General features: G+C 59.3%; 14 protein-coding genes and 1 tRNA gene. 1 reads left to right on the top strand and 14 read right to left on the bottom strand.

Features of this window, described 5'->3' with window-relative positions:
* From AABB87_RS22870 to rpsL, 4 genes are all read right to left on the bottom strand, one after another.
* Positions 1-101, bottom strand: a 101-nt coding sequence (locus tag AABB87_RS22870; protein WP_341972101.1) for a GTP-binding protein, incomplete at its 3' end; no start/stop codon positions are given.
* A 238-nt stretch (positions 102-339) separates the two neighbouring features.
* A complete protein-coding gene (fusA, locus tag AABB87_RS22865) occupies positions 340-2,442 on the bottom strand; it encodes an elongation factor G (protein WP_058721901.1) in 2,103 nt (700 codons plus the stop codon).
* A gap of 70 nt (positions 2,443-2,512) precedes the next feature.
* Positions 2,513-2,983: a 30S ribosomal protein S7 gene (gene rpsG / locus AABB87_RS22860; RefSeq protein ID WP_058721900.1), complete on the bottom strand. Its 471-nt coding sequence runs from the start codon at positions 2,981-2,983 to the stop codon at positions 2,513-2,515.
* Between the two features lie 176 nt (positions 2,984-3,159).
* Positions 3,160-3,537: a 30S ribosomal protein S12 gene (gene rpsL, locus AABB87_RS22855; RefSeq protein ID WP_058721899.1), complete on the bottom strand. Its 378-nt coding sequence runs from the start codon at positions 3,535-3,537 to the stop codon at positions 3,160-3,162.
* Positions 3,538-3,868: 331 nt separating this feature from the next.
* Between rpsL and AABB87_RS22850 the strand changes: the two genes are divergently transcribed.
* Complete coding sequence (locus tag AABB87_RS22850) at positions 3,869-4,357, top strand: putative toxin-antitoxin system toxin component, PIN family (RefSeq protein ID WP_341973581.1); 489 nt, start codon at positions 3,869-3,871, stop codon at positions 4,355-4,357.
* A gap of 47 nt (positions 4,358-4,404) precedes the next feature.
* Here the strand turns inward: AABB87_RS22850 and rpoC are convergent, their stop codons facing one another.
* From rpoC to AABB87_RS22800, 10 genes are all read right to left on the bottom strand, one after another.
* The gene (gene rpoC / locus AABB87_RS22845; RefSeq protein ID WP_058721896.1) at positions 4,405-8,625 is read right to left on the bottom strand and encodes a DNA-directed RNA polymerase subunit beta'; all 4,221 of its coding nucleotides are present in this window, start codon (positions 8,623-8,625) and stop codon (positions 4,405-4,407) included.
* A gap of 102 nt (positions 8,626-8,727) precedes the next feature.
* A complete protein-coding gene (rpoB, locus tag AABB87_RS22840) occupies positions 8,728-12,849 on the bottom strand; it encodes a DNA-directed RNA polymerase subunit beta (protein ID WP_058721895.1) in 4,122 nt (1,373 codons plus the stop codon).
* Between the two features lie 428 nt (positions 12,850-13,277).
* Complete coding sequence (gene rplL, locus AABB87_RS22835) at positions 13,278-13,655, bottom strand: 50S ribosomal protein L7/L12 (RefSeq protein ID WP_058721894.1); 378 nt, start codon at positions 13,653-13,655, stop codon at positions 13,278-13,280.
* 36 nt (positions 13,656-13,691) lie between these two features.
* Positions 13,692-14,222 carry a 50S ribosomal protein L10 gene (gene rplJ, locus AABB87_RS22830; protein WP_058721893.1) on the bottom strand — a complete coding sequence of 177 codons (531 nt, stop codon included), beginning with the start codon at positions 14,220-14,222 and terminating at the stop codon, positions 13,692-13,694.
* A 305-nt stretch (positions 14,223-14,527) separates the two neighbouring features.
* Positions 14,528-15,235 (bottom strand): 50S ribosomal protein L1, encoded by a 708-nt coding sequence (rplA, locus tag AABB87_RS22825; RefSeq protein WP_058721892.1) that lies wholly within the window; start codon positions 15,233-15,235, stop codon positions 14,528-14,530.
* Position 15,236: 1 nt separating this feature from the next.
* Positions 15,237-15,668: a 50S ribosomal protein L11 gene (rplK, locus tag AABB87_RS22820; RefSeq protein WP_058721891.1), complete on the bottom strand. Its 432-nt coding sequence runs from the start codon at positions 15,666-15,668 to the stop codon at positions 15,237-15,239.
* Positions 15,669-15,853: 185 nt separating this feature from the next.
* Positions 15,854-16,444, bottom strand: a complete 591-nt coding sequence (gene nusG, locus AABB87_RS22815) for a transcription termination/antitermination protein NusG (protein WP_058721890.1) — start codon at positions 16,442-16,444, stop codon at positions 15,854-15,856.
* A gap of 61 nt (positions 16,445-16,505) precedes the next feature.
* Positions 16,506-16,889, bottom strand: a complete 384-nt coding sequence (gene secE, locus AABB87_RS22810; RefSeq protein WP_058721889.1) for a preprotein translocase subunit SecE — start codon at positions 16,887-16,889, stop codon at positions 16,506-16,508.
* A gap of 179 nt (positions 16,890-17,068) precedes the next feature.
* Positions 17,069-17,144: transfer RNA gene (locus tag AABB87_RS22805), tRNA-Trp, on the bottom strand.
* Positions 17,145-17,170: 26 nt separating this feature from the next.
* Positions 17,171-17,245 (bottom strand): EF-Tu C-terminal domain-related protein (locus tag AABB87_RS22800; RefSeq protein WP_445944904.1); only part of this gene is annotated, 75 nt, incomplete at its 5' end.

Here is a 17,245-nt window from a genome sequence, read left to right as displayed (position 1 = left end):
GTTGCGATTGCAGCCGTCAGCGTGGTCTTGCCATGGTCAACGTGACCGATGGTGCCGACGTTGACGTGCGGCTTGGTGCGCTCAAATTTACTCTTTGCCATTGCTATTGCTCCAAAAAGAACATGTCGCCAGTCTGAGGGTTTAGCGTTTCCGTGCACTCTTGATTTCCCGCCGACTGGCAAACGGGAAGAGCCTCACGAAGACGATTCAAATGAAGTGAGTGAAGCAAGGCGATAAACCTCAGCCCAACTCAGGAGGAGGGACCAGATCTACTACGCAGGCCCAACCCCAGCTCAATCAGTGGGGTCGGAGCCGCTGCGCGGATCCAACCCCAAGACTTTACTTACCGCGAGCGGTAATGATGGCTTCAGCCACGTTCTTAGGAGCTTCGCTGTAGTGCTTGAACTCCATGGTGTACGTAGCGCGGCCTTGCGTTGCGGAACGCAGGGTCGTCGAGTAGCCGAACATTTCCGACAACGGGACTTCGGCCTTGATGACCTTGCCGCCGCCGACCATGTCGTCCATACCTTGAACCATACCGCGACGGCTGGACAGGTCGCCCATCACGTTACCGGCGTAGTCTTCAGGCGTTTCAACTTCCACGGCCATCATCGGCTCCAGGATCACCGGCGAAGCCTTACGGCAGCCTTCCTTGAAGCCCATCGAAGCGGCCATCTTGAAGGCGTTTTCGTTCGAGTCAACTTCGTGGTACGAACCGAAGGTCAGTGTGACCTTGACGTCAACCACGGGGAAGCCTGCCAGCACGCCGTTAGGCAGGCTGTCGATGACGCCCTTCTCAACCGCGGGGATGAATTCGCGAGGAACCACACCGCCCTTGATGGCGTCGACGAACTCGAAGCCCTTGCCCGGCTCTTGCGGCTCAACCGTCAGAACCACGTGGCCGTACTGACCCTTACCACCGGACTGGCGAACGAACTTGCCTTCGACGTCGGTTGCGGTCTTGCGGATGGTTTCGCGGTAAGCCACTTGCGGCTTGCCCACGTTGGCTTCCACGCCGAACTCACGCTTCATGCGGTCGACAATAATTTCCAGGTGCAACTCGCCCATGCCGGAAATGATGGTCTGGCCCGATTCTTCGTCGGTACGCAGGCGGAAAGAAGGATCTTCCTTAGCCAGACGGCCCAGGGCGATACCCATCTTTTCCTGGTCAGCCTTGGTCTTGGGTTCCACAGCCTGCGAAATCACAGGCTCAGGGAACACCATCTTTTCCAAGGTGATGATCGACTCGGGATCGCACAGGGTTTCGCCTGTGGTCACGTCCTTCAAGCCCACGCATGCAGCGATGTCGCCGGCCAGAATTTCCGAGATTTCTTCGCGCTGGTTGGCGTGCATCTGCAAGATACGGCCGATACGCTCTTTCTTGCCACGAATCGGGTTGTAAACCGAGTCGCCCGACTTCAGCACGCCGGAGTAAACGCGCACGAAAGTCAGCTGACCGACGTAGGGGTCGGTCATCAGCTTGAAAGCCAGAGCCGAGAACTTGGCCGAGTCGGAGGCGTCACGCGTCACCGGCAGGTCATCTTCGTCGGTGCCAGGCACGGGAGGAACGTCGATCGGCGAAGGCATGAAGTCCAGGACGCCGTCCAGCATGCGCTGCACGCCCTTGTTCTTGAACGCGGTACCGCAGAACATCGGCTGGATTTCGGCAGCCAGAGTACGCGTACGGATGCCCTGCATGATTTCAGCTTCGCTGAGCTCACCGGTTTCCAGGTACTTGTTCATCATGTCTTCGTTGGCTTCGGCGGCAGCCTCAACCAAGTTGTCACGCCACTTTTGAGCTTCTGCCAGCAACTCAGCAGGGATCTCGCGGTAGTCGAACTTCATGCCCTGGGAAGCTTCGTCCCAGTAGATCGCCTTCATGACGATCAGGTCGATCACGCCCTTGAAGTTTTCTTCGGCGCCGATCGGCAGCACGACGGGAACCGGGTTCGCCTTCAGGCGAGCCTTCATCTGGTCAACGACTTTGTAGAAGTTGGCGCCAGTGCGGTCCATCTTGTTGACAAAGGCCAGACGCGGCACTTTGTACTTGTTGGCTTGACGCCAGACGGTTTCCGACTGCGGCTGCACGCCACCCACGGCGCAATAGACCATGCAGGCGCCGTCCAGCACGCGCATGGAACGCTCCACCTCAATGGTGAAGTCCACGTGGCCGGGGGTGTCAATGATGTTGATGCGATGCTCAAGGCGGCTCGCGTCCATGCCCTTCCAGAAGCAGGTCGTTGCTGCGGAAGTAATGGTGATGCCGCGCTCTTGCTCCTGCTCCATCCAGTCCATGGTGGCGGCGCCATCATGCACTTCACCGATTTTGTGGTTCACACCGGTGTAGAAGAGGATCCGCTCGGTCGTCGTGGTTTTGCCAGCGTCGATGTGCGCCGAGATACCGATATTGCGGTAGCGCTCGATGGGGGTCTTGCGTGCCATGATGTCACTCCAAAAAGGCAGGAGCCGCCAACGGGTCAGTAATAACCCGAGGCGGCTGAATCGAACTAGTTTAGAAGCGGAAGTGCGAGAAGGCCTTGTTGGCTTCTGCCATGCGGTGAACTTCGTCACGCTTCTTCATGGCGCCGCCGCGGCCTTCTGCGGCCTCGAGCAACTCATTGGCCAAACGCTGCGACATGGACTTTTCACCACGCTTGCGGGCCGATTCTTTCAGCCAACGCATGGCCAAAGCCATACGGCGGACAGGACGAACTTCCACGGGAACTTGGTAGTTCGCACCGCCAACGCGGCGTGACTTCACTTCGACCATTGGCTTGACGTTGTTCAAGGCGACCAGGAACACTTCCAGGGGGTCCTTGCCAACCTTCTTTTCGACTTGTTCCAGGGCACCGTAGATGATGCGCTCTGCAACAGCCTTCTTGCCCGATTCCATGATGACGTTCATGAACTTGGACAGATCGACATTACCGAACTTAGGATCAGGCAGGATGTCCCGCTTGGGTACTTCGCGACGACGTGGCATGGGATTCTTCCTCTTGCTTCAGTTGGTAGGGACCAAAGATCCGTACCGCTGGATATCCACCAAGAGCCAGGGCTCTGTTTGGGGCTACCCACTTACTCGGTTGCTGCCGGGGCGTTCGCCTCAGACACAAACCGCTAAATATCTTGCGCGAGCATAGTGCTTGCGCGTGACAACTCTTACTTGTTCTTCGGACGCTTCGCGCCGTACTTGGAACGCGACTGCTTGCGGTCTTTCACGCCTTGCAAGTCCAGCGAACCGCGCACGATGTGGTAACGCACACCAGGCAAGTCCTTCACCCGGCCGCCGCGAACCAGCACAACGCTGTGTTCTTGCAGATTGTGGCCTTCGCCGCCGATGTAGGAAATGACTTCGAAACCGTTCGTCAGACGAACCTTGGCAACCTTACGCAGGGCCGAGTTAGGCTTCTTAGGAGTGGTGGTGTACACGCGAGTGCACACGCCACGACGCTGGGGGCAACCCTGCATCGCTGGCGATTTGGATTTCGTGACCTCGGTCTCACGACCGTGGCGCACGAGTTGATTGATGGTTGGCATAAGTAACTTGTTCCCGTTTGAAGTCACACGCTTCGGCGGCGAGGCTCAGGATGAGCTGACCTAAAAATCTTGTCTCAAGGCTTGAGAGGCTGGCCGGAGTGAAATCCGGTCTAACTGGTGAAGGCACGAATGCCCGCCAGATCAAAATTCGTGACCGCGCGCGAAATGCGCAGCAAGGCCCACCGAAGAGCCTGTGATTGTAGACCAGATCACTGAAAAGGCACAAGCGGTGCGGCGATTCGCCCTTCTGACATGGGCTGCTGCAGGTATTCTTGTCGGCTTTTCCGCAATTTTCCGTAATTTTCGGCGGCTTTTCGCCGCCACCAAGCCCATGCCCAACACGCCAACTGCGCCCTGCCCTTCCACATCACCCCCGCCTACTGTGGTGATCGACACCCAAGTCGTGATGGACTGGCTGGTCTTTAACGATGCGCGCGTGCAGTTGCTGGTCGCCGAAGTGAGCAGCGGGCGCCTGCGCTGGCTGGGGCAGCCCGCCATGCGGGATGAGATCTTGCACGTCTTGGGCCGCGGTGTGGCGGCCAGCTACGCCCCCGATCCGGCGCAAGTGAGCGCCAGCTTTGGCCAGTATTGCAGCATGGCAAGCCAAGTGCCGCCACGTGCCGTGCGCCTGATTTGCCGTGATCCGGATGACCAGATGTTCATCGATCTGGCGGTTGAAGCCAAGGCGCGCTGGCTGATTTCGCGCGACCGGGCGGTTTTGGCGCTGGCCAAACGGGCGCGCGCCTTCGGGGTGGAAATCCTCACGCCGGAACGCTGGGCCGAGCAGCACCTAAAAGCCACCCTTTCGCCAAAGCCATAAAAAAGGCCACCCGAAGGTGGCCTTTTGCTTTCCAGCACTACCGAAGCTTATTCGGCTGCGCCTTCTTGTCCAGCATCCACGCTGGCCATTTGTGCGGAAGCCAATTCCTCGGCTTCTTGCTGAGCAATGGCGCGGCGCTCGGCGTCGTCCATCTTCTCTTTGGCGTAGCGGGCGCGGTGGAAGGCCATGCCGGTACCAGCAGGGATCAAACGACCCACGATGACGTTTTCCTTCAGGCCGCGCAGTTCGTCGCGCTTGCCCATGATGGCAGCCTCGGTCAGCACGCGGGTGGTTTCCTGGAAGGAAGCCGCAGAGATGAAGGAATCGGTCGACAGCGAAGCCTTGGTGATACCCATCAGCACGTCCGAGTGGGTGGCAATCATCTTGCCTTCCTTACGCAGACGGTCGTTGGTGTCCAGCAGCTCCGAGCGTTCCACTTGCTCGTTGATGATGTAGGACGAATCGCCAGAGTTGGTGATTTGCACGCGGCGCAGCATCTGGCGAACGATCACCTCGATGTGCTTGTCGTTGATCTTCACGCCCTGCAAGCGATACACGTCCTGAACTTCGTCGACGATGTAGCGAGCCAGCTCTTCGATACCCAGCAGGCGCAGGATGTCCTGCGGATCGGCAGAGCCGTCCACAATCAATTCGCCGCGGTTGACCACTTGGCCTTCGTGCACCAAGATGTTCTTTTCCTTGGGCACCAGCTCTTCGTGCTTCTTGCCGTCCGGGTCGGTGATTTCCAGGCGAATCTTGCCCTTGGTCTCCTTACCGAATGACACCGTACCGGTTTGCTCGGCCAGGATGCCGACATCCTTGGGCGAACGGGCTTCGAACAACTCAGCCACGCGCGGCAGACCGCCGGTAATGTCTCGAGTCTTCTGGCCTTCCATCGGGATACGTGCCAGCACTTCGCCGGGAGCCAGTTCCTGGCCATCGCGCACCTGAATCAGCGAGCCCACGGGGAAGCCGATGGTCACCGAGTGGTCGGTGCCAGGGATCTTCACCTCATTGCCGTTCACATCCAGCAGCTTGATCTGCGGACGGATGATCTTGGCGGCGCCACGGCGCTTCGGATCGATCACCACCAGGGTCGACAAGCCGGTCACTTCGTCGACCTGCTTGGCCACGGTGACGCCCTCTTCCACGTTCTCGAACTTCGCCGTACCGGCGAATTCGGTAATGATGGGGCGGGTCAGCGGATCCCAATTGGCCAAGATGGTGCCAGCCTTGATGGCCTGGTCCGGCTTGATGCTCAGGATGGCGCCGTACGGCACCTTGTGACGCTCACGCTCACGGCCGTGCGGGTCGGCAATGATGATTTCGCCGGAACGGCTAATCACCACCAACTCGCCCTTGCCATTGGTCACGTAACGCATGGTGGCGTTGAAGCCGATCAAGCCTTCCGACTTGGCATCGACGCTCGAAGCCACTGCCGCACGCGAAGCCGCACCACCGATGTGGAAGGTACGCATGGTCAGCTGTGTACCTGGCTCACCGATCGACTGCGCAGCGATCACGCCGACAGCTTCACCGGTGTTGACCAGACCACCGCGGCCCAGATCGCGACCGTAGCAATGGGCGCACAGGCCGAAGCGAGTGGCGCAAGTCAGCGGCGTACGAACCTTGACCTCGTCCACGCCGGCAGCTTCCAGCATGTCCAGGACGTCTTCGTCCAGCATGGTCTTGGGAGGCAGCAGCACGGCTTGCGTCTCGGGGTGCAGCACCTCGATGGCAGTGACACGGCCCAGCACGCGGTCGCGCAGGGATTCGATCACTTCACCGCCTTCAACCAGGGCACGCATGGCCAGGCCGTTGTCGGTACCGCAATCGTCCTCGATCACCACCAAGTCTTGCGTCACGTCCACCAGACGACGAGTCAGGTAACCCGAGTTCGCTGTCTTCAAAGCCGTATCCGCCAGACCCTTACGAGCACCGTGGGTGGAAATGAAGTACTGCAGAACGTTCAGGCCTTCGCGGAAGTTGGCCGTAATAGGCGTCTCAATGATGGAGCCGTCAGGCTTGGCCATCAAACCGCGCATACCGGACAGCTGGCGAATCTGGGCCGCGGAACCGCGGGCGCCGGAGTCGGCCATCATGTAGATGGAGTTGAAGGACTCCTGATCCACTTCCTTGCCGTGACGGTCGGTCGTCTTCTGCTTGGACAGCTGGCTCATCATGACCTTGCCGACTTCGTCGCCGGTCTTGCCCCAGATGTCCACCACCTTGTTATAGCGCTCGCCGGCTGTCACCAGACCGGAGATGTACTGCTGCTCGATTTCCTTGACTTCTTGCTCGGCGCGAGCGATCAGAACAGGCTTCTCGGGCGGCACCAACATGTCGTCAATCGCGATCGAGATACCGGCGCGCGTGGCCAGACGGAAACCGCTTTGCAGCAGCTTGTCGGCCAACACCACGGTTTCCTTCAGACCGCACTTGCGGAAGGAGGTATTGATCAGGCGCGAGATTTCTTTCTTCTTCAGCGCCTTGTCAATGTTCGCGAACGGCAAGCCCTTGGGCAGGATTTCGCTCAGCAGTGCGCGGCCCACCGTCGTGCTGGTCAGCTTGACTTCAGGGATCCACTCGCCCGGCTCAGCACCCTTGGTGTAATGCACCATGCGCACATTGACGCGGGCGGTGATTTCCACGGCGCCGTTTTCCAACGCACGGATCAGCTCGGAGATGTCCGAGAAGACCATGCCCTCACCCTTGCCGTTGATGCGTTCGCGGGTCGCGTAGTACAGACCCAGCACCACGTCTTGCGACGGCACGATCGACGGTTCGCCGGAGGCCGGGAACAGCACGTTGTTAGAGGCCAGCATCAGCGTGCGGGCTTCCATCTGTGCTTCGATCGACAGCGGGATGTGAACGGCCATCTGGTCACCGTCGAAGTCGGCGTTGAAGGCCGAGCAAACGAGTGGGTGCAACTGAATCGCCTTGCCTTCAATCAGCACGGGCTCGAAAGCCTGAATACCCAGGCGGTGCAGCGTAGGCGCACGGTTCAGCAGAACCGGATGCTCCTTGATGACCTCTTCCAGGATGTCCCAGACCACGGGGGTGCCGGATTCGACTTCCTTCTTGGCGGCCTTGATCGTCGTCGCGATGCCCATGGCTTCGAGGCGCGAGAAGATGAAAGGCTTGAACAGCTCCAGGGCCATCAGCTTGGGCAGGCCGCACTGATGCAATTTGAGCGTTGGGCCCACGGTAATCACCGAACGACCGGAATAGTCGACGCGCTTACCCAGCAAGTTCTGACGGAAACGACCCGACTTACCCTTGATCATGTCGGCCAGCGACTTGAGGGCACGCTTGTTCGCACCGGTCATGGCCTTGCCGCGACGACCGTTGTCCAGCAGCGAGTCCACGGCTTCTTGCAACATGCGCTTTTCGTTGCGCACGATGATCTCAGGAGCCTTCAACTCCAGCAGACGAGCCAGACGGTTGTTACGGTTGATGACGCGACGATACAGATCGTTCAGGTCGGAGGTCGCGAAGCGGCCGCCGTCCAACGGCACCAGCGGACGCAGGTCCGGCGGCAGCACGGGCAGCACTTCCAGCACCATCCAGTTCGGCTTGATGCCCGAACGCTTGAAGGCTTCCATGACCTTGAGGCGCTTGGAGTTCTTCTTGACCTTGAGCTCGGAGCCGGTCATGTCGTTGCGCAGACGATCGATCTCGATGTCGAGATCCATGTCTTCCAGCAACTTCTTGACGCCTTCGGCACCCATCAGCGCAATGAACTCGTCACCGAATTCCAGGCGCTTCGCGTCGTAGTCGTCCTCGGTCATGATCGAGAACTTCTTCAGCGGGGTCATGCCTGGATCGACGACCACATACGCTTCAAAGTACAGCACGCGTTCGATGTCGCGCAGCGTCATGTCCAGCACCAGGCCCAGACGCGAAGGCAGCGACTTCAGGAACCAGATGTGGGCGCAAGGCGCGGCCAGGTCGATGTGACCCATGCGGTCACGGCGAACCTTGGTCTGTGTGACTTCAACGCCGCACTTCTCGCAGATCACGCCGCGATGCTTCAGGCGCTTGTACTTGCCGCACAAGCACTCGTAGTCCTTAATGGGGCCGAAGATCTTGGCGCAGAACAGACCGTCACGCTCGGGCTTGAACGTGCGGTAGTTGATGGTCTCGGGCTTCTTCACTTCGCCGAATGACCACGAGCGAATCTTCTCGGGCGATGCCAGCCCGATCTTGATCGCGTCGAAGTGTTCATCCGGTGTGAACTGCTTGAACAGGTCCAGTAAGCCTTTCATGGCTTCTCCTAATTTGTGGTTGGGTGCGAAGAACGTCTAGCTTGTTGGGGACAGAGCAGCCGTGCGCCTGCGGCGCGTCGGCGGGTCTGTCCCGCAAGGCTGTTAGTTCCTCTCCAACTCGATATCAATACCCAGCGACCGGATTTCCTTGACCAGCACGTTGAACGATTCCGGCATGCCGGCTTCGATGGTGTGCTCACCCTTGACGATGGATTCGTACACCTTGGTACGGCCATTCACGTCATCGGACTTGACGGTCAGCATTTCCTGCAGGATGTAGGAGGCGCCATAAGCTTCCAGCGCCCACACTTCCATCTCACCGAAACGCTGGCCACCGAACTGAGCCTTACCACCCAGCGGCTGCTGGGTGACCAAGCTGTAGGGGCCGGTCGAACGGGCGTGCATCTTGTCGTCCACCAAGTGGTGCAGCTTCAGCACGTGCATATAGCCCACCGTGGTCGGGCGCTCGAAGCGCTCGCCGCTGCGGCCATCCGACAGATAAGCCTGGGTGCGCGAAGCGGTCAGGCCCTTCTTGGCGGCGATGTCGTCCGGGTAAGCCAGCTTCAGCATGGCGCGGATTTCGTCTTCCTTGGCACCATCGAACACCGGGGTCGCGAAAGGCACGCCGTTGCGCAGGTTGTGGGCCATTTCGACGATTTCGTCGTCGCTCAGGTCTTCCAGATGCTCGGTCTTGCCGCCGTGCTGGTTGTACAGCTCGTCGAAGAACTTGCGCAGTTCGGCCACGCGAGCGTGTTCCTGCAGCATGTCGCCGATGCGCTGGCCAATGCCCTTACCGGCCCAGCCCAAGTGAACTTCCAGCACCTGACCCACGTTCATCCGCGAAGGCACGCCCAGCGGGTTCAACACGATGTCAGCAGGTGTGCCGTCGGCCATATAAGGCATGTCTTCGATCGGAGCGATCTTGGACACCACGCCCTTGTTACCGTGACGGCCGGCCATCTTGTCACCAGGCTGCAGGCGACGCTTGACGGCCAGGTAGACCTTGACCATCTTCAGCACGCCAGCAGGCAGCTCATCACCTTGCGTCAACTTCTTGCGCTTTTCTTCAAAAGCCAGGTCGAAGCTGTGGCGAGTCTGTTCCAGCGAGTTCTTGATCGATTCCAGCTGGTTGGCGACTTCGTCCTCGGCGGGACGGATGTCGAACCAGTGGAACTTCTCGACGCCGGCCAGATAGGCCTTGTCAATGACCGTGCCCTTGGCGATCTTCTGCGGGCCGCCGTTGGCCACTCGGCCGTTCAGCAGCTTCTCGATACGGTCAAAGGCGTCAGCCTCAACAATACGCAGCTGGTCGTTCAGGTCCAGGCGGAAACGCTTCAGCTCATCGTCAATGATCTGCTGAGCGCGCTTGTCACGCTGGATGCCTTCACGGGTGAAGACTTGCACGTCGATGACGGTGCCCGAGGTGCCTTGGTCGACACGCAGGGACGTGTCTTTCACGTCGGAAGCCTTCTCGCCGAAGATGGCGCGCAGCAGCTTCTCTTCCGGCGTCAGCGTGGTCTCGCCCTTAGGCGTGACCTTGCCAACCAGCACGTCGCCAGGATTGACTTCAGCACCGACGTAGACGATGCCCGACTCGTCCAGGCGAGCCAATTGCTGCTCGGACAGGTTGGGGATGTCGCGGGTGATTTCTTCGCTGCCCAGCTTAGTGTCACGCGCGTTGACCACCAGTTCCTCGATGTGGATCGAGGTGTAACGGTCTTCAGCAATGACACGCTCCGAGATCAGGATCGAGTCCTCGAAGTTGTAACCGTTCCAGGGCATGAAGGCGACCAGCATGTTCTGGCCCAGCGCCAACTCACCGATGTCGGTGGATGCACCGTCAGCAATGATGTCCTCAGCAGCCACCTTGTCACCACGGCGCACGATGGGGCGCTGATGGATGTTGGTGTTCTGGTTCGAACGCTGATACTTGATCAGGTTGTAGATGTCGACGCCGACTTCACCAGCCACGGTTTCTTCGTCACGCACGCGAATCACGATACGGTTCGTGTCCACGTAGTCAACGATACCGCCGCGGCGAGCCGCCACGACCGTGCCCGAGTCCTTAGCCGCCACGCGCTCAACGCCGGTACCGACCATGGCCTTTTCAGGACGCAGGATTGGCACAGCCTGACGCTGCATGTTGGCGCCCATCAATGCGCGGTTCGCATCGTCGTGCTCCAGGAAGGGCACCAGCGATGCTGCAACCGACACGATCTGCGTAGGCGCCACGTCCATGTACTGGATGCGCTCGGGCGAGGTCAGCACCGATTCGCCGTTTTCACGGGCCGACACCAGCTCGTCGATCAGCTCGCCGTCCTTGCTCAGCGAAGCATTCGCCTGCGCAATGACGTACTTGCCTTCTTCGATGGCCGACAGGTAGTCGATCTGGGTCGTCACCTTGCCGTCGACAACGCGACGGTAAGGCGTTTCCAGGAAGCCGTACTCGTTCAGCTGTGCGTACAGAGCCAAGGAGTTGATCAGACCAATGTTCGGGCCTTCAGGCGTTTCGATTGGGCAGACACGACCATAGTGGGTGGGGTGCACGTCACGGACTTCAAAGCCAGCGCGCTCGCGGGTCAAACCACCCGGGCCAAGGGCGGAAACACGACGCTTGTGCGTGATTTCCGACAGCGGGTTGGTCTGGTCCATGAACTGCGACAGCTGCGATGCACCGAAGAACTCCTTCAGGGCCGCAGAGATCGGCTTGGAGTTGATCAGGTCATGCGGCATCAGGGCTTCGGTCTCGGCCTGGCCCAGACGCTCCTTAACGGCCTTCTCGATACGAGCCAGACCCGAGCGGTACTGGTTCTCAGCCAGTTCGCCCACGCAACGCACGCGACGATTGCCCAAATGGTCAATGTCATCGACTTCGCCGCGGCCATTGCGCAGCTCGACCAAGATCTTGACGACGTCCAGGACGTCCTCGTTCGACAAGGTCATGGCGCCTTCGGGCGTGTCGCGGCCCGCACGGGCATTGAACTTCATCCGGCCGACGCGCGACAGATCGTAGGTGTCTGCGCTGTAGAACAGGCGGTTGAACAGGGCCTCGACGGCATCTTCCGTCGGCGGCTCGCCGGGGCGCATCATGCGATAGATGGCCACGCGCGCAGCCAGCTGGTCGCTGGTTTCGTCAGCGCCCAGGGTCTGGCTGATGTAAGCACCTTCATCCAGCTCGTTGGTGAACAAGCACTGGATGTCTTTGATGCCAGCCTGGCGCAGCTTCTTCAGCAGCGCGTCGGTCAGCTCTTCGTTGGCCTTGGCAATGATTTCGCCGGTGTCGCCGTCGACCATGTTCTTGGCCAAGACGCGGCCGAGCAGGAAGTCTTCCGGCACGGTGACGTGCTGGGTGCCCGACTGCTCCATCTGACGCACATGACGCGCGGTGATGCGCTTGTCTTTTTCGACGATGACGGTGCCGCTCTTGTCGGTCAGGTCAAAGCGAGCGACTTCACCCTTCAGGCGGTCTGCCACGAATTCCATCTGCGCACCCGCGTCCATCAGACGGAAGTTGTCGAAGACGAAGAAGTGGGCCAGGATCTGCTCGGGGTTCAGGCCGATGGCCTTGAGCAGAATGGTGACGGGCATCTTGCGACGACGGTCAACGCGGAAGAACAAGATGTCCTTGGCGTCAAACTCGAAGTCCAACCAGGAACCGCGGTAAGGAATGATGCGGGCCGAGAACAGCAGCTTGCCGGACGAGTGGGTCTTGCCCTTGTCGTGTTCAAAGAACACGCCGGGCGAACGGTGCAACTGGGAGACGATGACACGCTCGGTGCCATTGACAATGAAGGAACCGTAGTCGGTCATCAGGGGCACTTCGCCCATGTAGACCTCTTGTTCCTTGATCTCCTTGACGGTCTTCGCCTGGGGCGATTCACGGTCGTAAATGATCATTTGCAGGCGCGCGCGCACGGCGGCTGCATAAGTCAAGCCACGTTGTTGGCACTCGCGAGTGTCAAACGGGGGCTTGGCAATGTTGTACTCGAGGAACTTCATTTCCACGAAACCGTTGTGCGAAACAATCGGGAACGCGGACAAGAATGCTGCCTGCAGGCCTTCGGCCTTGCGCTTTGCAGCGGGTACATCCTTTTGCAAGAAGGCGACATATGCCTCCTTCTGCATGGTCAACAGATAGGGAACGTTGAGAACGCTCTCACGCTTGCCGAAACTCTTGCGAATTCGCTTGCGCTCGGTATAGCTATAGGGGGTTGCTTGCGCCATAAACACTCCGTGTCGAGAGCCCGTCCCTGGCCGTGGAACAGGCTTCGTCGGCGACTGGCTTTCCGAACCCACTCCAGGACGGAGGGCTCGACGCTTGGTGATTGGCCACTACCAATCGCTGGCGGACAACCCAGGCATTGCACCTGGGTCCGACCAAACCGGCTCTCTGCAGTCGGATCAGAGAACACTTGAAAGAACCGCGCATGATACACCGCGCGAGGCTTTCAACTATCCTCGAACTAATTTGACCTTCAAACGCTAAAAGGGGAGACCCGAAGGTCACCCCTTTATCAGTCATTCGCCACCGTTGTTGGCTACCCTCTTTTTCAACTACCTCGTCAGGCGCGCTGAAACTTCTGAGCAACCCGGTCGCATGACCCAGCCGGCAAGTGCTGGCGGCCGGAACCGCCCTGCACCTGCTGTCAAAATTACTTGACGTCGACCTTGGCGCCGGCTTCTTCCAGCTTCTTCTTGGCGGCGTCGGCGTCAGCCTTGGACACGCCTTCCTTGACAGCCTTAGGAGCGGCGTCAACCAGGTCCTTAGCTTCCTTCAGGCCCAGGCCGGTGATTTCGCGGACAGCCTTAATGACGGACACCTTGTTGGCGCCGACGTCAGCCAGGATGACGTTGAACTCGGTCTGCTCTTCAGCAGCGGCTGCACCAGCAGCAGCGCCACCAGCTGCAGGAGCAGCCATAGCAGCGGCGGACACGCCGAACTTCTCTTCGATGGCCTTGACCAGGTCGTTGAGTTCCAGAACGGTCATTGCGTCCAGGGCGGTGATGAATGCGTCTTTATCGAATGCCATTTGAGGCTCCTAGATAGATTGGTTGTTTGCTGATGATCAAGCTGCAGGAGCAGCTTCTTCGGCAACCGCGGCTTCTGCCGGGGCGCCACGCTGCTCGGCCACAGCGGCCACGACACGCGCGAAGCGCGAGACGGGCGACTGCATGAGACCCAACAACTGGGCCAGCAGGACTTCCTTGCTGGGCACAGATGCCAAGGCCTTGATGCCGTTAGCGTCGAGGGCCTTGCCGCCATAGGCGCCGCCCTTGATGATCAGTTTGTCGTTGGTTTTCGCAAAGTCAGCGATGACTTTTGCGGCTGCAACAGCGTCTTCAGAAAAGCCATAGATCAGCGGACCGACCATGCTCTCTGCAGCAGCTTCGAACGGCGTGCCGGCGACAGCGCGACGTGCCAGGGTGTTCTTCAGCACGTGAAGATAGACACCCTTGGAACGTGCGTCGACGCGCAGCTTGTTCAAGGCTTCCACAGTGAGGCCACGGTATTCGGCCAACGCCAGGGTCTGCGACTTAGCCGCTTGGGCTGCCACATCCGTAACGACGGCTGCTTTCTCGTTGCGATTGAGACTCAAGGTCTACTCCTCACAAAAAACGTGTTCTTTGCCTTGCGGCTCCAAACACACCCGGGTTCAGCGACCTTCTGTCCAGGACAAGCATTCCGCGCTTCTCGCGAAGCGCAAAAATTCAAACCTTTACAGCGGGACCGCCATCTGCGCTGGCTTCCGAGTCGGCTCGCACCAACCCTTCGATTAAGCAACGCCACTAAAAAGCGACGCCACACCAACGGTCTTGGATGACGCGAACCCGGCTTGCGCCAGGTTCGCCCCACCAATTCATCAGTACAGAGCCAGACTAGCGCTGCACCTCATTTCCAAACTTAGGCCGATGCCTGAGCGTTGATGCTGCCGACATCCACACGAGCGCCAACGCCCATGGTGGAGGAGATGGCAACCTTGCGCAGGTAGACACCCTTGCTGGTAGCAGGCTTGGACTTGTTCAGCGCTTCGATCAGCGCGCGCAAGTTGCCTTCCAGCTTGTCGTTCTCGAACGAGCGACGGCCCAGAGTGCCGTGAATGATGCCGCCCTTGTCAACGCGGAACTGGACTTGACCAGCCTTGGCGTTCTTGACAGCAGTAGCGACGTCAGGCGTCACGGTGCCGACCTTGGGGTTAGGCATCAGGCCGCGAGGACCCAGCACTTGACCCAGGGTACCAACGATACGCATCGTGTCAGGCGAGGCAATGACCACATCGAAAGGCATGTCGCCAGCCTTGATGCGCTCTGCCAGGTCTTCCATGCCAACCACGTCAGCGCCGGCGGCCTTGGCTTCTTCAGCCTTGGCGCCTTGGGCGAACACGGCCACGCGTGTGGTCTTGCCGATACCGTGAGGCATCACGACCGCGCCGCGAACGACTTGGTCAGACTTCTTGGCATCCACGCCCAGTTGCACAGCAACGTCGATGGACTCGTCGAACTTGGCAGTTGCCAGGCTCTTGACCAGATCCAGTGCTTCGCCCAGCGAATACAGCTTGGTGGTCTCGACCTTGCCTTGCAAGGCCTTTTGGCGTTTAGTCAGCTTTGCCATCTCAGACACCCTCCACCAGCACGCCCATCGAGCGAGCGGAACCAGCAATCGTACGAACAGCGGCGTCCAGATCAGCAGCGGTCAAGTCCTTGACCTTGATCTTGGCGATTTCTTCCAACTGGGCGCGAGTCAGCTTGCCGACCTTGTCCAGGTGCGCACGTGGCGAACCCTTGTCGATCTTGGCCAACTTCTTGATCAGCGCAGTGGCAGGAGCCGACTTGATGACGAAGGTGAAGCTCTTGTCTGCGTAGGCGGTGATGACCACCGGCAACTTCATACCCGGCTCATGGCCTTGGGTCTGAGCGTTGAACGCCTTGCAGAATTCCATGATGTTCAGACCGCGCTGACCCAGCGCAGGACCGACTGGCGGCGAGGGGTTAGCCTTGCCTGCCGCAACTTGCAGCTTGATAAAGCCGACAATTTTCTTGGCCATAATTTCTCCTAACCGAGTTCACAGCAGCCTCGCCGCAAACCCTGAGTACTAGCGCAAGGGGCTCGCAGCGCGATGCCACATACCCTTGCTCCTCTTGTTCACATCTCGTTGTGAACTGACTACGGACAGGATGCGCCCACCTTGCGGCAAACGCAGGCCCTGTCAGACCCTTAACTGGCGGGCGCTTAGACCTTCTCGACTTGCGAGAAGTCCAACTCCACGGGAGTCGCACGGCCGAAGATCGTGACCGAAACGCGAACCTTGGACTTGTCGTAGTTGACGTCCTCGATGGCGCCATTGAAGTCCGTGAACGGGCCTTCCTTGACACGCACGATCTCGCCAACCATCCACTCGACCTTGGGCCGCGGCTTCTCGATGCCTTCTTGCATCTGGCTGACGATCTTCATCACCTCAGCCTCAGAGATGGGGGCCGGGCGATTCTTCGCGCCACCCACAAAACCGGTCACCTTGGAGGTGTGCTTGACCAAGTGCCAAGTGTCGTCGTCCATGACCATTTCCACCAACACATAGCCAGGGAAAAAGCGGCGTTCCGTCACAGCCTTCTTGCCATTCTTCAGCTCAACCACTTCTTCGGTGGGAACCAGAATACGGCCGAACTTCTCTTGCATTTCAGCGCGGTCAATACGCTCGCGCAGATTGCGCTCAACCGCCTTTTCCATACCGGAATAGGCGTGAACCACATACCAGCGCTTGGGCAGACCGACGGGCGCGGCGGCCGCTTCGGTGGGGACAATGCTTTGCAGCTCTTCAGTCATTGCAATCCTTCAATGCGAACAAGCCCTTGCGGGCGTTGACAGGCTTTAGCGGGCTAGTAAATCAGCGCTTCCAGCCCAGGATCAGGTCATACAGCACCCATTCCAGCGTCTTGTCCGTCAGCCACAGAAACAAGGCCATCACCACGACAAAGGCAAACACATAGCCCGTCATCTGGCGCGCTTCCTTGTGCGTCGGCCACACAACTTTGCGAACTTCACGCAAAGAGTCGCGACCATAAGCAATCAAGGACTTGCCAGACTCAGAGGTAAAGAAAGCAGCCACAGCGCCTGCCAACAAAACCAACAAGGCAGCCCACTGAGCCACCGGACCCTGCTTGGCCAGAGCGTAAAACGCCACCAAGGCAGCAGCCAACAACAACACGGCGCCGCCCAGCTTCACCTTGTCGGCGCTGGTCGTCACTGTTTCAACTTGAGGATTGGACATTGATTGATTCACTCCATGCCGAGCCAAAAGGCACCGACATTCACACGCATATTCGCCCTGAAATCAACGCGAACTCAAATCAGAAAAACAAGGCAGCCATCAGCAGCAAAGCCCGCCGGGATCAAATCCCGCGGGCCGATGCTTGGACCAACAACCCAGCACCCGTGATCAATGGGGGCTGGCAGGGGCGGAGGGTCTCGAACCCCCGACCTTCGGTTTTGGAGACCGACGCTCTGCCAATTGAGCTACGCCCCTGTGGCGCTTAATGCTTAATTCAGTACTTAGGCCAGGATGGTGGCAACCACGCCCGAACCCACGGTACGGCCACCTTCGCGGATAGCGAAGCGCAGACCGGT

Source organism: Roseateles sp. PN1 (assembly GCF_038419725.1).
GTDB lineage: Bacteria > Pseudomonadota > Gammaproteobacteria > Burkholderiales > Burkholderiaceae_C > Paucibacter_A.
This window is presented reverse-complemented; position numbering and strand designations above follow the sequence as displayed.

Coding starts and splice junctions, on each gene's coding strand:
- fusA (WP_058721901.1), bottom strand. CDS start 2,442: ATGGCACGCAAGACCCCCATCGAGCGCTACCGCAATATCGGTATCTCG.
- rpsG (WP_058721900.1), bottom strand. CDS start 2,983: ATGCCACGTCGTCGCGAAGTACCCAAGCGGGACATCCTGCCTGATCCT.
- rpsL (WP_058721899.1), bottom strand. CDS start 3,537: ATGCCAACCATCAATCAACTCGTGCGCCACGGTCGTGAGACCGAGGTC.
- AABB87_RS22850 (WP_341973581.1), top strand. CDS start 3,869: ATGCCCAACACGCCAACTGCGCCCTGCCCTTCCACATCACCCCCGCCT.
- rpoC (WP_058721896.1), bottom strand. CDS start 8,625: ATGAAAGGCTTACTGGACCTGTTCAAGCAGTTCACACCGGATGAACAC.
- rpoB (WP_058721895.1), bottom strand. CDS start 12,849: ATGGCGCAAGCAACCCCCTATAGCTATACCGAGCGCAAGCGAATTCGC.
- rplL (WP_058721894.1), bottom strand. CDS start 13,655: ATGGCATTCGATAAAGACGCATTCATCACCGCCCTGGACGCAATGACC.
- rplA (WP_058721892.1), bottom strand. CDS start 15,235: ATGGCAAAGCTGACTAAACGCCAAAAGGCCTTGCAAGGCAAGGTCGAG.
- rplK (WP_058721891.1), bottom strand. CDS start 15,668: ATGGCCAAGAAAATTGTCGGCTTTATCAAGCTGCAAGTTGCGGCAGGC.
- nusG (WP_058721890.1), bottom strand. CDS start 16,444: ATGACTGAAGAGCTGCAAAGCATTGTCCCCACCGAAGCGGCCGCCGCG.
- secE (WP_058721889.1), bottom strand. CDS start 16,889: ATGTCCAATCCTCAAGTTGAAACAGTGACGACCAGCGCCGACAAGGTG.